Consider the following 13,898-nt stretch of genomic DNA (forward strand, 5'->3'; position numbering starts at 1 on the left):
CAGGGAGTTTGACGTGGCTGTGAGCAAAAAAGACCGAATTGTCTGCGGTTTGGATGTCGGGACCGACAAGGTCTGCTGCCTGATCGCCCGCGTCCGGCAGGACGACTGTCTGGAAGTGTTGGGCATTGGATACGCGCAATCGGCCGGCTTGAAGAAGGGCGTGGTCGTGAACCTGGAGGAGGCGGCCTCCGCTATCCGCAGGGCCGCCCAGGAAGCGGAGCTGAAATCATCCCACTCAGTGGATTGGGTCATAGTCGGGGTTTCCGGGGATCACATTCAGAGCTTCAATTGCCACGGCGCCGTATCCATCAACGGGAAGCATCATGAAGTGACCGCCGACGATGTCGCTCAGGTCATCCGGGCAGCCCAGACGGTTCCCATTACGCCCGAACGCGAGGTCATCCACGTGCTGCCGCAGGAATTCTTTCTGGACAACCGGGGCGACATCCGCAATGCCGTCGGACTCACCGGGCTGCGGCTGGATGTGGATGTCCACGTGGTCACGTGCGACAACTCGCTGACCCAGAACCTGATCAATGCCGTGAACAAGGCGCAAATGCGCGTCAGGAAGGTCGTCCTGCCGCAGCTCGCCAGCGCCCAGGCGGTCCTGACACCCGACGAAAAGGAGTTGGGAACGGCTCTGATCGACATCGGCGCGGGCACGACCGACATCGCGCTGATCACCCGCGATGCCATCCGCTACAGCTATGTGCTGCCGGTCGGAGGCCTGCATTTTACCTGGGACCTGGCTGTGGGCCTGAGAACTCCGATCGAGGAGGCCGAGCGTATCAAAAAGGAGTTCGGCTGCGTTCTGGTCGAACAGATCGCCGACGACGAGGTAATCGAGTTTGCCGGGCTCGCCACGCGCGCGATCCGCGACCTCCCGCGCCGCACCGTCTGCGCTATCCTGCAAGCACGTGCCGTCGAGGTGCTGGAGCTTATCAAGGACCGGATCGGACATTCCGGATTCGGCGACCAGCTTGTGTCCGGTGTCGTGCTCACAGGCGGGGGCAGCATGCTCGACGGGATGATTCCGCTGGCGGAGAAGATTCTCGAAATGCCCGTGCGGCAAGGCATGCCCCACAACCTCCCCGGATTGGCGGAAGAATTGGTTCACCCGGTATTCGCTACCGCCGTAGGGCTCGCCATGTTCGCGATCCCGGCCGGCGGGGAGCGCAGAACTCACCCCGGCAAGGCAAGCACCACACCCTGGTTTGTAAGCAGATTCCTGTCATGGGTAGGCAGTTAGCATTTCCAGTCAAAGGAGAGAAGATGCAAGTGGAGAAGCTGCGGTTTGACGAAACGGCACCAAAATTCAGTTTTGACACGGACAGGCAGCCCCCAGCCAAGATCAAGGTGATCGGCATCGGCGGCGCCGGCGGTAACGCGGTAAACCGCATGATCCAGGCGAGAATCGAGGGGGTGGATTTCATCGCCGCGAACACCGACCTCCAGGCGCTGCGTAACTCGATCGCTCCCATCAAGCTCCAGATCGGAGCGAAGCTCACCAGCGGCCTCGGCTGCGGCGCGATCCCTGAGCGCGGGCGCCAGGCTGCGCTCGAAGATACCGAACGCATCATCGAGGTGCTCGACGGCGCCGACATGGTTTTCATCACCGGCGGCATGGGAGGCGGCACCGGCACCGGCGCAGCGCCCGTCATCGCCAGCCTGGCGACCGAGCTGAGCGCCCTCACGGTCGGCGTGGTCACCAAGCCGTTCAACTTTGAAGGCAAGAAGCGGATGGCCCATGCGGACCAGGGCATCAGTGAGCTGAAAGAGGTCGTAGACACCCTGATCACCATCCCGAACGAGCGGCTCCTGTACGCGATGGGCGCCGACGCTCTGCTTGAGGATTCCTTCCGCTACGCCGACGATGTCCTCTGCCAGGCGGTCCAGGGAATCTCCGACATCATCACCATGCCCGGCGTGGTCAACGTCGACTTCGCAGACGTCCGCACGGTCATGGCCGGCAGGGGCATGGCACTGATGGGGACGGGCATCGCCGAAGGCGAGAACCGCGCCGTGGAAGCGGCTCAGCGCGCGATCGCCAGTCCGCTCCTGGAGGAAACCTCAATCCGGGGCGCCAAGGGCGTTCTCATCAACATAACGGCGACGCGCAACTCCCTCCGGCTGCAGGAAGTCGATGCCGCCGCCAAGATCATCGAGGAGGCCGCCAATGCCGAGGATACGATATTCGGGGCGGTCTATGACGAGACCATGGGGGATCGGATCAAGATCACCGTCATCGCCACGGGATTCAACGTCAGAGCCGCAAGCGAGGCGCTGCGGACTTCCAACGTCATCCCGCTGAGCTCCTCTGGCGACGGGATCGCGCGCGCGCTCGAACATCATGCGGCCTCGGAGAAATCGATCGATTATCGACTGGCATCGATCAAAAACGACCTCGACGAACCGGCCTTCCTGCGCCGGCGCGCTGAGAAGTAGATCAGAATGACGATTGACGGGCCTTTTACGGCATCAGGACCAAACGTCAATCGTCATTCGTCCGTTTTCGTTCGGCCATTCTGCACGAAAATCGCCGGCGCAGGCAAAACGCCCGCATAAGGCCGGGATCATGATCGGGAGCAGTTGAGACCTGCCCTATCGATCCCGATCATTTCAGTCGTCATCGGTCAATCGTCAATGAATAGTGGTTTTGTTCTTGTCGTCGATCTTGCGCCTGACCTCGCCATAGTAAACTTCGAATTGTCGCTTCAGTTCCTCCCGTTTCCGATGGGCGTGGTAAAGCTGGAATCGCTGGATCCACGCGCCTCCCTTGAGGAACACGAGGCCGACCAGGATGCCGCCGAGGTGCGCGATATTTGACACTCCCTGTTCACTTCCGGTGACCGAAAACAGAAATGCAAGGCCGCCCATGAAGAGCACGAACCATTTGACCTTTATGGGGAAAAGAAAGTAGAGGTAGACGAGCCGGTTCGGATAAAGCAGCCCATACGCGAGCAGCAGGCCGTAGATCGCGCCGGATGCCCCTATGGTGGCGGTGGGGCTGTTAACGCCCAAGAGAAACGAGCAAAAACCGGCACCGATTCCCGTAACGAAATAATAGGTGAGAAAGCGCTTCGAGCCCCATGCCCGTTCCAGATCATTCCCGAACATGTACAGGGTGAGCATGTTGATGAAGATGTGCATCAACTGGTGCGTGTCATGGAGAAACATGTAGCTGACGAACTGCCAGATCATGAATTCGTGGGTAATGCGCCAGGGAATCAGTCCGAAATATGCTTCGATAAAACTGCTGCCCGCCGCCCGGGTCAACCACTGCAGGACAAATACCAGGACGTTGATCGCAATCAGCGTTCTGATGCTCTTGGTTATGGGGCCACCAAAGGAAACCGAAGGCGAATTGTAAGAATAATAAGGCATGACCAAATATTAGGGGAACCTGGGGGGGAATTCAATCGGCGATCTCCGCCCCTGCGACAGGTCTCGGGTCAAAAATAGCAAAGAAATTCAGCGAGATGCGGCCACGATCCGCGGGACTTGAATCCCCGTGGCCCCATTTTCGGATGGTCGATGTCCGCGCAGGAGATGATAGAATGTACGCCTTTGACGATTAGACGTAAGGCGGACAATACATGAGAATTGACGGGCGAAACCCCGACGCGATGCGGGAAGTGCGGATCGAGCTGGATTATACCAAGCACGCCGAAGGGTCGGTGCTGATCAGCCTTGGTGACACCAGGGTATTATGCACCTGCAGCATCGAAGACAAGGTGCCCCCCTTCCTCTATAAATCAAACCAGGGTTGGGTGACTGCGGAGTACGGGATGGTTCCCCGCTCGACCAACACGCGCTCACCCCGTGAGGCGGCGCGCGGCAAACAGTCGGGCCGCACGGTCGAGATTCAGCGCCTTATCGGCCGCTCGCTGCGCAGCGTGGTCAATCTTCCGCTCCTGGGGACCCGCAGCCTGCTGGTCGATTGCGACGTGATTCAGGCCGACGGCGGAACCCGCACTGCATCCATCACCGGCGGGTTTCTGGCGCTCGCTATCGCGATCAACAGACTTCTGGAACGGAAGCTGCTGGAATACTCGCCTATTGTGGATTTCATCGCCGCCACCAGCGTTGGCATGATCGACGAGGTCCCGTGCCTGGACCTGAACTACGAGGAGGATTCCAGCGCCGCCGTGGACATGAACCTGGTCATGACCGGAAGCGGCCGCTTCGTCGAAATCCAGGGGACGGCCGAGAAACAGCCGTTTACGGCAGATCAGTTGCAGACTTTGATCGCGCTGGGTTCCCTGGGAATCGGGCGGTTGATCCGGGCACAAAGGTCGGCCCTGGAGGCGCGTGGCATCGACCTCCGCCGCCTCTGCGGGTCGTGAGTCTTTTTCAAGACTCCGGAGGTATCGAGGGAGTTCCGGCAGATTCCCTGGAGTGCTCAAGCCCGTTTGCGCCTTGTTTTTCCCCCGATCGCAAGGCGGCGAGCCTTGGTAATTCGCCTCGAGAGTTTTTTTCTGCAGTCAGAATGAAAAGAGTGAAAAATCAGAGCCTGACTCCGACCATCGTCCTGGCCACGCATAACCCAGGGAAGCTCCGCGAGTTCCGGGCTCTCATGGAGCCGGCGGGATGGGAGATCATCGGATTGTCGGATCTTTCCATCAAGACAGATGTGGAGGAAACCGGGGGCTCGTTTGCTGAGAACGCGCGCCTGAAAGCGCTCAGTTACTCTCGAGACACGGATCTTCCCGTCCTTGCCGATGATTCGGGGCTCGAAGTCTTTTCTCTCGGCGGCAGGCCTGGAGTCGGTTCCGCGCGCTACGCGGGCCCCGGCGCCTCGGATGCGGATCGCGTGCGCAAGCTTCTGGCGGAGCTGGAACATACTCCGGGATCGCGGTCAGCCCGATTCGTCTGCGCCCTGGCGCTGGCACAATGGGGAGTCCTTCTGCTCGAAACGGAAGGTGAGTGCCGTGGTGAAATCACGGCGGAGCCGCGGGGCAGTCAAGGCTTCGGCTACGATCCTGTCTTTTGGGTACCCGAGCTGGGGAGAACTTACGCTGAGCTGGACAAAGAGGAGAAGAATCTGCACAGCCACCGCGCGCACGCGGCCAGGGCGCTCCTGGATAAGCTCGGGCGACGATGAGATGACAGTCGCAGCCAAATAAGCCACCACGAGATGCACGAAAAGGGTCACTCGTGTTCCGTGTCTTTCGTGGTCCGATCCAGCGACTCAGCGGATTGTGTTCCCAAAGCCCGAGTCCGCATTTTCCCTTTGCAGTGAACACCGTGAGCCACGCAACACAAGCAGGAAGAGGGTCCCGCGAGACGTCTTCAGCTCCGGTGGCGCAAAGACTTGAACTGAGATAGAATGAAAACTTCTCCTCAGGTCGGGGCATAGCGCAGCCTGGTAGCGCGCCTGCCTTGGGCGCAGGAGGTCTCCAGTTCAAATCTGGATGCCCCGACCACTCCTCCATGTCAGCACTGAATCCACCGCTGCCCGGGCCGCGCGCGATACCGCAAACGCTGTAAGAGCCCCTACAGGCTGCCTGGCGTCGGCCCCATCAGAACCTTTGGCCTCTCGCCGTCTCCGACCCGAATTATTCGTGAAGCAGAACCAAACGCCGGTGAAAGGCAACAAAATTGGACTCGGATAAACGCTGGCAGGAGCTTTTGCACGCCGACCAAAACCGAATGGTCAGCGTCTTTCCGCGTCGAAAATTTCTTTTGATCGCATATTCACGAATAATCCGGGCTAAGCGCCCACCGGATCGAATCTGATTCCTGTTGATTTGGCCCCGCCATCTGTCGATCATGAACAGATTAACAATAGGTTTCGGTCCCGTGGCCCAATCGCAGCTTGTGCCTGATGGTGGAGTGAGTCCGCATTTTTCAGGGCTTTTACGCGTACCTCGCGAGGGCGAAATTCAGACACTCAGGGAGTGAGGCAGGAATGATCGGCGGATATATCTACAGCCATTGCGACAGGGACATGGAAGGACGCCTGGCACACAAATTGGGTCCCTCGCAGAAAAGGATCCAGGCATGGGACAACGGCTACCTGTTTTATGACGAGCCCTTTCGAAGCGAGCAGACATCGTGCCTGGCCGCAGATCAGGTAATCCTGTTAAGCGAGGACATATTGGTGACCTCGGCTGCCGACGGCAAGTATCGTCGGCTCCGCCTCGAAAAAGACTTCTGCGAGACCGTTGCAAAATCGGAAACCGAGGCTTTCAATGCCATCCAGAGCGACTGTCGGATGGCGGTTCTATGCAAGAAGGATTCCGACAAGTTCCTCTATCTGGTCTCCAACAGGGCGGGGTCGGGGAGGATCTATTATCACAAGGTGAAGTCGGGCGTCATCTTTTCCTCCGATTTGCGATTCCTTTTGTCACTCGTTCCTTTCGATGTAAGCTATCTGGGCATCTACTCCCTGCTGAAGTACGGGGCGATCCCCGAACCTCTTACCATCAACGAAAGCATCGCTGCGGTGCCGCCGGCCCACTACCTCAAGTATGACGTGAACACCGGTCAGCAGGCGGCCCTTCCCTTTTTCAGGTTTCAATTCGCCTTCGAACATGACGGTGATCTTACCGGAGTCGCCGAGGTGAATCTCGACCCGGTCAAGAATGCGCTTCGGAAGTCCGCAAGATTTCTGGGAGAGAATCAGCCCGCCATGTTGCTGAGTGGGGGCATTGACTCAAGTTTATACGGCTGCTACTTGAGCCAGGCAAGCAATGACCGCCTCCGGGCGTTTTATTGCGCGTTTGGACCGGAGGATCCGGAGCTGCAATTCGCCAAAGCAATCGCCGAGCGCATCGGGACCACACTGCAGGTTGCAGTAATGCAGAAATCCGATGCTCTGAACATCCTGGACGATGTGGTCCGCCTGACGGATCACCCCTTTTCTGATTTTTCGAGTCTGCCGACGGCCTTCGTTTTGAAATACATAAGGGAACATCTGACCGGCCAGGATATCGTGGTCGAGTGTAATGGCGGTGATGATTGTTTCGGATTTCCTGACCTGCAAAATGAAACGAAATATGCGCTTAAGCACCGTTTCCCGAGATCCCTCAAGAAGGTGATCTCTGCGCTGCTCAGGCATTCACCCCATTGGAAGTGGGAATCCAGGGAGGGAGCACTGGCGAGAGTTGCGGCCATCTCGGATGTTCATGAATTGACGCCGCTGAACTACTTCCTGGTCCTGGCGCCGGTAAACTATTTGAACCTGGAAACACCCGGGGAATGGGACGAAACGCTGGGGGATGTGATGGAGAGCGTATTTGCCGACTGCGACGGAGGGCAAGCAAAGCTCGGCTATCATGCGAGAATAACCGTCAGGCAGTTGCTCCATGTGAACAGCCGCAGGTGGGCGGCAAAGGCGTTATCGACCGGTCAGAGCCTGGGTCTCAGGATTGTATACCCTTACATATGGCAGGACATTCTGGTGGAACAGGGGAAATTGCCCTGGAATGCCAAGGTTCACAACGGCGTTGTTAAATGGCCCTTGAAGAAACTCCTCGAAGAATACATGCCGCAAACGTTCATCTACAGAAAAAAGAGCGGATTTGTGCCTCCTTTTGCCCGTTGGCTGACCGACAGGGATTTCAATCAGAAAGTGCGCGACATTGTGCTGAACAGAAACGGCTTTGTGACCAGGATCGTTCCCGCGCGCGTGTTGGAAGAGTTGCTCTCGGATGCCTCGAATGGAAAGAAGTTGAGGTTTCCCATCCTGAACTTTCTCTGGGGGGCGATATTTGCAGAGTCCTGGATCCAGGAGCAGAAACGCCGGGATTGAAAGGGAGATGGCAGTCCCCTCCCATGCCGGCCGGCTGGTTTCAGCAATTCATGCGTCACCCGAAAGCGCGCCCGACACGAGTTCGGAAAGAACAGGGGCCAACAAATTCGAACTGAGTTGTCTACCCGCCCGCAACCGGAGGGAAAATGGCAATGATATCCCCCTCCGCCAGTCTGGTTTCGAGATCGTCGAGAAATCTGACATTCCTGCCGTTTTCCAGGATGTTGACGTAAGGTCTCAGCTGCCCGTCGTCTTCCAGAATCCCGGGCAAGAACGCCGCGTGCCGCTTTCCCAGGACCTGCAACAACTCGCGCACAGTCTGCCCGTCCGGCAGGGAAATCACCAGCTCCTTCCCCAGAAGCTCGCGGAAGTCAGCGAACGTTCTCACGGTCACGTTCATGGCGCCTGCTCCCGCAGTCCGGACAGGCCGGATTCCTCTCCAGCTGAAAAATATCCACTTCGATCCGCAGACCGTCCCAGACAAACAGGCGATTGAAAAGATTCTCCCCTTTCCCTGTCAGGACCTTGACGGCTTCCGTTGCCTGAACGGAGCCGATCACGCCGCAAGTAGCGCCGAGAATGGGAGTGGCCGCTGCCGAAGGATAGTCGCCCCAAATGCATGACAGACATGGGGTCTGGTATGGGACGATGGTAGTTACCTGTCCGTAGAACTCCCGCACCGCACCATGAACCAGAGGAATGCCCAGGCGCAGCGCAACCCTGTTCAAGACGTGCCGGCTCGGGAAATTGTCCAAGGCATCCAGCAATAACGAAGCATCGCCCACTAACTGCTCCGCATTGGCATCGTCCAGTTTGGTGATAAGGGCATGCACCTGTATATGGGGATTCAGCGAAATGAGGCGTTCCTGCAGAACCGTGGCCTTGGTTTTCCCTACGTCACAGCCACGGTAGAATATTTGCCGATTCAGGTTGCTGATATCTACACTGTCGGGATCCGCGATGCGGATACAACCGACCCCGGCCGCTGCAAGGTAGCCGCATATGGCTGCGCTCAAACCGCCGGCGCCGGCAACAAAAATCGAGGCCTTTCGGAGCCTTTCCTGTCCCTCCTCGCCCAGCACGGGAATTTGGCGGCTGTAGTGGTCCAGTTCGGACACGGTCAGCATAGCTGTGTTTCCCTAGGATCTCGTGCACTTCCTCATAGCCTGGGAATAATCATAACTCCCATGCAGGAGGGACCCGGCGCAATGAGTGACGTCAACCTTCCGGCGGAGCAGGCTGTTATAGAGTCCCTCGTTCCTGACTTCGCCCACAAAGATGAATCCTTTGAGAATTCCGTGATCCAGCACAATCTTGTGATGAAAGCCCGGGCCTCCTTCACTGCGCACCTCCGGTGCCTCGGCCCTTGCCATGCCGGCCGTGCAAATGGAAGTATCGAACACCCGCAGAACGTTACGGGAATAGCTGCCTTCATAGGCAAGTGGCCGGGAGGCCATGTTGTATGCCGCCACCATCCCTTGTTCAAAAGCCAGGGGCCAGAGCGCGTTGACCCGGGATTCCCCGTATACGATATCCCTGGTCTCGGCCACATCACCCGCAGCATAGATGCCCGGGATATTGGTTTCCATGTGCTCATCCACCGGAACACCATGGCGGATATTGATGCCGCTCCCGGTCAGGAAGTTCAAAGTGGGAGTGACCCCTTTGCCGAAGATGATCGCATCACACAATCTTCTCTCCCCGGAACTCAGGAAGACTTCACCGGACGGGCAGATGCTCACGATGTCCGTACGCTTGTGGATTTCCACGCCTCTTTCCGCGAGCTTTTTCTCCACCAATGCTGAGGACGGCTCATCCAGCATCGTGGAAAACACGCGGTCCGAGCTGATCACGAGGGTTATCCTGAACCCCAGCTTGCAGAGCGCATCGCTGAGTTCCAGTCCCACGGGGCCTGCGCCCGCAACTACGGCATGTCCGGTCTTTCTCACCTTCAGCAGTTCCTGGACTCCCCGCACATCCGGAATATCCCGAATCGTGAAAACGAAAGGCAGCCGGCTGCCGTCAACTTCTGGCCGGAGTGGCGCGGCACCCGCGGCGATGAGCAGTCTGTCGTAGCAGAGTTTCTTTCCCGAGGTGGTCCTCACTTCCAGCTTCTCAGGATTCACCTCAGCCGCTTCCTCGCCCAGAGCCATCTCCACTCCCGCGGGCACACGCAGAAACATCCGTTTCTCCTCCACCGCCCCGGTGAGGAGATAAGGAAGCGCAATCCTGGCATAGGGTGGAAATTTCTCTTTGGCCAGAATTGTCACCCGGCTCTTTTCCTCTATGCGTCGTAGAGTGGCCGCCGCACTAAGTCCGGCGGGCCCGCCGCCGATGATCAGATATCGCAAGATCGTCTCCCTACCTCGACTCTCAAAAGCTCAACTCGGGGGGTGCGGAGGGTAGCAGAGGACGCAGGGCTCAGATGGCCTCAATCCCGAGCTCTCTGCATTCCACCGCACTTTCTGCGATGATCGTTTGCTTTTCATCAAAATAGTGGAAACAGCCTCTGTTACACCCTGAGCCCTAATGCCTCCAGCTTTTGTTGAGTGGGTACTCCGGCAGGGTCCCAACCCCGAAGTGTGTAATATTCCGGCAACATCTTATCAAGGCGGTTTACGTATCCCTTGGTCGGCCCGCCGGGAATGGGATCATTCAACATTCTTGCCGGGAGCGTGTCATCTTTGGCGGTAAAACCGGCCTTCAGATTGTAAAGACGCTCGAGATTCCAGATGCGCTCGCCTGCCTGGAGGAACTCTTCAGTCGTGTACAGCGAGCCGGTCGCCGCGCTCACAAGTTCTGCCAGGTCATCACCGCCCAGGCCAAACGTGGTAAACAGGCACATGCCGGAAGAATCGATGGCAGCGGTGAGATTCTGGAAGATGATATCCCATTGCGCTTTGCCTTCTGTGGCGAGGTTGTCGAGCTTCACCGGATTCCCCAGGATTTCCACGGCCGTCATATAGCCGCGCACATGGCAGCCGCCGCGGTTGCTGGTTGCGTAGCTGAGCCCCATGCCCTGGACCGCGCGCGGGTCGTAGGCCGGCATCTCCTGTTTTTTGACACTCATGGAGTACTCCGGATGACCATAGCTTTCTGCGAGCCGGTAGCTTCCCAGCCCGAGCTTTTTGCCAAAACCTTCGCCCACGGCCGTCTTGCGCACCATCTCGACCATGCCCTTGGCATTGCCGAAATTTAAAGCAATGCCGTCTGTGTCTGCGCTGGTGATAATGCCGTGTTCAAAGAGATCCATGGCACAAGCCACCGTCGCGCCCAGGCTGATGGTATCGATGCCGTATTCGTTGCAAAGGTAGTTGGCCTTGGTGATGGCGTCGAGGTCGTCTACACCGCAATCGGGTCCCAATGCCCAGGCGGTTTCATACTCCGGCCCCTCCCCCTGCCCTGCGAACTCGGGATTCGTAACCCTGGTGGCACGACCGCAACTGATGGTGCAGGAAAAACATCCGCGCGGGCGGATAAGCAGCTCTTTGGCCAATGATTCGCCCCCGACCCTGTCGGCGGTCGCAAAAGCGGATTCGCGGAAGTTCCTGGTCGGAAGGCCGCCATTTTCATTGAGGATGTTGATGAGAACATCTGTGCCGTACAGGCGCAGTCCCGCCCCTCCGACGGGATGAGCCTTGAGCTTGTCTATGGCCTTCACCGTCACGCCGCGAAACGCCTTGGGATCCGGCACGCGGACCGCGCCGGTCCCCCGCACGGCGACGGCCTTAAGTTTCTTGGAACCCATCACTGCACCCACTCCAGACCGGCCGGCGGCACGGTTGCACTCGTTCATGATATTGGCCAACAGTGTCAGGTGTTCTCCCGCAGGGCCGATGCAAGATACGCTGGCCTCTTCATCCGTGAGCGCGCGGATTTTGTCGGTCGTCTCAGGAGTGGTCTTCCCCCACACCGGGGAGGCATCGCGGATTTCCACCTGGTCGTCGTGGATCCAGATGTACACCGGCTTTTCCGCCCTGCCTTCGACAATAACTGCATCGTAACCGGCGTATTTGAGCATCGCGCCAAACATCCCGCCCGAACTGGAAGCTGCGATCGTGCCTGTCAGGGGTCCCTTGGTGACAATGTTCCAGTGCGATGACGATGGCGCGTTGGTCCCGGAGAGAGGCCCGGCCGCAAAAATGAGTTTGTTGGCAGGACTGAGAGGATCGATAACAGGACTCACCTCCTGAGACATGATGCAGGTGCCCAGGCCGCGGCCGCCTATGAACCGGCGAGCTACTGCCGGGTCCAGGGTCTCCTTGCCGATACTGCCTGTCGTGAGGTTGATTCTCAGGATACTCCCTATCCACCCGTACATGTTATTTCGCCTCCACAAATGTGTTCTTGAGCTCTCTTGCCACAACCTTCTGCCGTGCCCTGGCGGCATCCGTTTCATTCAGATACTCGAGCGCATTTACAGGGCAGAAAGTGACGCATTCAGGTGTACCATCACACAAATCACACTTCAGGATGCGGCGACGGGAAGTTTCATAGACAACTGCCCCAAATGGACAGGCCAGCGTGCACATGCGGCAGCCGATACACCGGGCTTCATCCCAAGCTATACGGTACCGGGCAGGATCGTTGTGCATCGCACTCGTAGGACAAACGGTCACACAGGGCGCATCCTCGCATTGCTCGCATGTGGTCGGCACAGAGATCCCTTCCATTTCCCAGGAATGGACATGAATTCGGGAAGCAGGAAGCCGGAACTCCCCATCGTGAAAAAAGGAACATGCCAGCTCACAGTTATGGCACCCGGTGCACCGATCAGGGTAGATCATCAACATCTTTGCCATCTTAGCCCTCCTGAAACGAAAACAACCATCCGAGCATGCGTGTAAGAATCGGCCGCTTTTCTTTGGGAAGCTAAAATCGAAGGGTCGATAGTCGGCCGAATGCCCCCCAGATCCGGGAGGACCTCATTCTATCCCAATTGCCAGCCCACCTGGCAGGCAATTCGCCAACAACCATGATGCAGCCTCTCATGCGCCGGGGCGCACCCTGCGATGCATGAAAATGTCTTGCCTGTACGGTCGGGAGTCGTCGATGTCGGGATCGGGATCGGGGTCGCAATCGCAGTCGCGGTCGCAATCGGTCTTTTCAGACTGTGAAGATCGATTGCGACTGCGAAAGCGATCCCGATTCCGAGGTTTTTGGCGTTCTGGCACTATTTTCGATGCAGAGAGTAGTATTCGCAAACAGGGCAGGCTCTCCCTACTTGCTGGAAATGATCCGATAACCTGCGGGTACCTGGAAAAGGTCCGGCGCCGGCTCATCGCGGCGAATGCCGGCAAGGCGAAAAATGGTTTCACCGGTCCGCGGATCGTATTTCCGCGACATCACCTGCAGTTGGAGTTCCGGCGAGTACCAGTGCTCGGTGACGATCTCGATGGGCCGGTCGTTGCCGATGGCGGCGATCGGGATTGTCTCCGTGATTCGCTTACCCTCAGCCACAATCCCTTCGATGATCTGCTTGCCCAGCTCCTGCCTGGCGACGTTAAGCTCTTTGGATTCCGGCTTCTCAGAAAGTGTGACAAGCTGTTGATCCCTGGCTCCCTGCATCTTAACGAAGGCGCGCTCCCCGGCTTCGCCGACCGACAGGGCCAGCGGCACGGTGCGGGCCACTTGGTTCCGCACGTCGAGCACCCAGCACACATTTGCTACCGGATCAACGATCCAATCCTCGGTTCCGGACTCGCTTTCACGCCGCAGCCGGCCCTGGCTGTCACGATACATCTTGTAGCTACGGCTTTGCCGGATCTGCGTTCCGTCAGCCAGGATTTGTTTCGTTTCGGTTATGGCTTCCGCCGAGTAAGGGGCGTTTTTGACTACCGCGCCCATCAGTCCGAGCTGCGCGACCTTGCTCTGGATCAAGAGGTCAGCCTTGACTTTGTTCAGGGTAGCTTCAAGAACCTTTGCCTTGATCACCTCAATCTGTGCGTTGATTATGTCATCAGCGACCTTGCTCTTTATCTGGATTTCAGCCTTGGCCTTGATCTGAGCTGCCTCCGTGGCAATCTTTGCCTTGATTTTGGCCGGGTCATTTCCCTGCGCGAATACGCAGGATGCCGCAATCGCGATCATTCCTATGGTCAGCAGTGCATTTTTCATGACTGTTCCTTTCAATAAAAACAAT

The 13,898-nt window shown here is 57.9% G+C and carries 12 protein-coding genes and 1 tRNA gene; 6 read left to right on the forward strand and 7 right to left on the reverse strand.

Annotation, left to right across the window (positions count from 1 at the left end; all coding sequences use genetic code 11):
• Positions 1-13: 13 nt before the first annotated feature.
• On the forward strand, positions 14-1,249 hold the full coding sequence (ftsA, locus tag LAP85_17690; protein ID MBZ5498237.1) for a cell division protein FtsA: 1,236 nt from the start codon (positions 14-16) through the stop codon (positions 1,247-1,249).
• Between the two features lie 23 nt (positions 1,250-1,272).
• Entirely contained in the window at positions 1,273-2,445 is a 1,173-nt protein-coding gene (ftsZ, locus tag LAP85_17695) for a cell division protein FtsZ (protein MBZ5498238.1), read from the forward strand.
• Positions 2,446-2,640: 195 nt separating this feature from the next.
• On the opposite strand, the gene LAP85_17700 is transcribed toward ftsZ, so the two are convergent.
• Positions 2,641-3,384 (reverse strand): rhomboid family intramembrane serine protease, encoded by a 744-nt coding sequence (locus LAP85_17700; protein MBZ5498239.1) that lies wholly within the window; start codon positions 3,382-3,384, stop codon positions 2,641-2,643.
• Positions 3,385-3,596: 212 nt separating this feature from the next.
• Here LAP85_17700 and rph point away from each other — a divergent pair, with 212 nt between their 5' ends.
• The 4 genes from rph to LAP85_17720 all read left to right on the forward strand — a co-directional run bounded on the left by rph (position 3,597) and on the right by LAP85_17720 (position 7,756).
• Positions 3,597-4,346, forward strand: coding sequence for a ribonuclease PH (rph, locus tag LAP85_17705; GenBank protein ID MBZ5498240.1), 750 nt, complete (start codon positions 3,597-3,599; stop codon positions 4,344-4,346).
• 143 nt (positions 4,347-4,489) lie between these two features.
• Positions 4,490-5,104 carry an RdgB/HAM1 family non-canonical purine NTP pyrophosphatase gene (gene rdgB / locus LAP85_17710; GenBank protein ID MBZ5498241.1) on the forward strand — a complete coding sequence of 205 codons (615 nt, stop codon included), beginning with the start codon at positions 4,490-4,492 and terminating at the stop codon, positions 5,102-5,104.
• A gap of 245 nt (positions 5,105-5,349) precedes the next feature.
• Positions 5,350-5,426, forward strand: a tRNA-Pro gene (locus tag LAP85_17715).
• Between the two features lie 485 nt (positions 5,427-5,911).
• Entirely contained in the window at positions 5,912-7,756 is a 1,845-nt protein-coding gene (locus LAP85_17720) for an asparagine synthase (GenBank protein ID MBZ5498242.1), read from the forward strand.
• A gap of 121 nt (positions 7,757-7,877) precedes the next feature.
• On the opposite strand, the gene LAP85_17725 is transcribed toward LAP85_17720, so the two are convergent.
• The 6 genes from LAP85_17725 to LAP85_17750 all read right to left on the reverse strand — a co-directional run bounded on the left by LAP85_17725 (position 7,878) and on the right by LAP85_17750 (position 13,873).
• Positions 7,878-8,156 (reverse strand): MoaD/ThiS family protein, encoded by a 279-nt coding sequence (locus LAP85_17725; GenBank protein MBZ5498243.1) that lies wholly within the window; start codon positions 8,154-8,156, stop codon positions 7,878-7,880.
• Positions 8,128-8,883, reverse strand: coding sequence for a HesA/MoeB/ThiF family protein (locus LAP85_17730; GenBank protein ID MBZ5498244.1), 756 nt, complete (start codon positions 8,881-8,883; stop codon positions 8,128-8,130). The genes LAP85_17725 and LAP85_17730 overlap by 29 nt, the downstream gene beginning before the upstream one ends.
• 12 nt (positions 8,884-8,895) lie before the next feature.
• Positions 8,896-10,107 carry an FAD-dependent oxidoreductase gene (locus LAP85_17735; protein ID MBZ5498245.1) on the reverse strand — a complete coding sequence of 404 codons (1,212 nt, stop codon included), beginning with the start codon at positions 10,105-10,107 and terminating at the stop codon, positions 8,896-8,898.
• 161 nt (positions 10,108-10,268) lie between these two features.
• Positions 10,269-12,077 carry an aldehyde ferredoxin oxidoreductase family protein gene (locus tag LAP85_17740; GenBank protein MBZ5498246.1) on the reverse strand — a complete coding sequence of 603 codons (1,809 nt, stop codon included), beginning with the start codon at positions 12,075-12,077 and terminating at the stop codon, positions 10,269-10,271.
• 1 nt (position 12,078) lies between these two features.
• Positions 12,079-12,558: a 4Fe-4S dicluster domain-containing protein gene (locus tag LAP85_17745; protein ID MBZ5498247.1), complete on the reverse strand. Its 480-nt coding sequence runs from the start codon at positions 12,556-12,558 to the stop codon at positions 12,079-12,081.
• A 418-nt stretch (positions 12,559-12,976) separates the two neighbouring features.
• Positions 12,977-13,873 carry a hypothetical protein gene (locus tag LAP85_17750; GenBank protein MBZ5498248.1) on the reverse strand — a complete coding sequence of 299 codons (897 nt, stop codon included), beginning with the start codon at positions 13,871-13,873 and terminating at the stop codon, positions 12,977-12,979.
• Between the last annotated feature and the right edge of the window lie 25 nt (positions 13,874-13,898).

The sequence above is a fragment of the Terriglobia bacterium genome (assembly GCA_020072565.1).
Classification (GTDB): domain Bacteria; phylum Acidobacteriota; class UBA6911; order UBA6911; family UBA6911; genus JAFNAG01.

Bases quoted from the DNA above. Each gene is read 5' to 3' on its own strand.
- ftsZ (MBZ5498238.1), top strand. From the start codon at position 1,273: ATGCAAGTGGAGAAGCTGCGGTTTGACGAAACGGCACCAAAATTCAGT.
- LAP85_17700 (MBZ5498239.1), bottom strand. From the start codon at position 3,384: ATGCCTTATTATTCTTACAATTCGCCTTCGGTTTCCTTTGGTGGCCCC.
- rph (MBZ5498240.1), top strand. From the start codon at position 3,597: ATGAGAATTGACGGGCGAAACCCCGACGCGATGCGGGAAGTGCGGATC.
- rdgB (MBZ5498241.1), top strand. From the start codon at position 4,490: ATGAAAAGAGTGAAAAATCAGAGCCTGACTCCGACCATCGTCCTGGCC.
- LAP85_17720 (MBZ5498242.1), top strand. From the start codon at position 5,912: ATGATCGGCGGATATATCTACAGCCATTGCGACAGGGACATGGAAGGA.
- LAP85_17725 (MBZ5498243.1), bottom strand. From the start codon at position 8,156: ATGAACGTGACCGTGAGAACGTTCGCTGACTTCCGCGAGCTTCTGGGG.
- LAP85_17730 (MBZ5498244.1), bottom strand. From the start codon at position 8,883: ATGCTGACCGTGTCCGAACTGGACCACTACAGCCGCCAAATTCCCGTG.
- LAP85_17740 (MBZ5498246.1), bottom strand. From the start codon at position 12,077: ATGTACGGGTGGATAGGGAGTATCCTGAGAATCAACCTCACGACAGGC.
- LAP85_17745 (MBZ5498247.1), bottom strand. From the start codon at position 12,558: ATGGCAAAGATGTTGATGATCTACCCTGATCGGTGCACCGGGTGCCAT.
- LAP85_17750 (MBZ5498248.1), bottom strand. From the start codon at position 13,873: ATGAAAAATGCACTGCTGACCATAGGAATGATCGCGATTGCGGCATCC.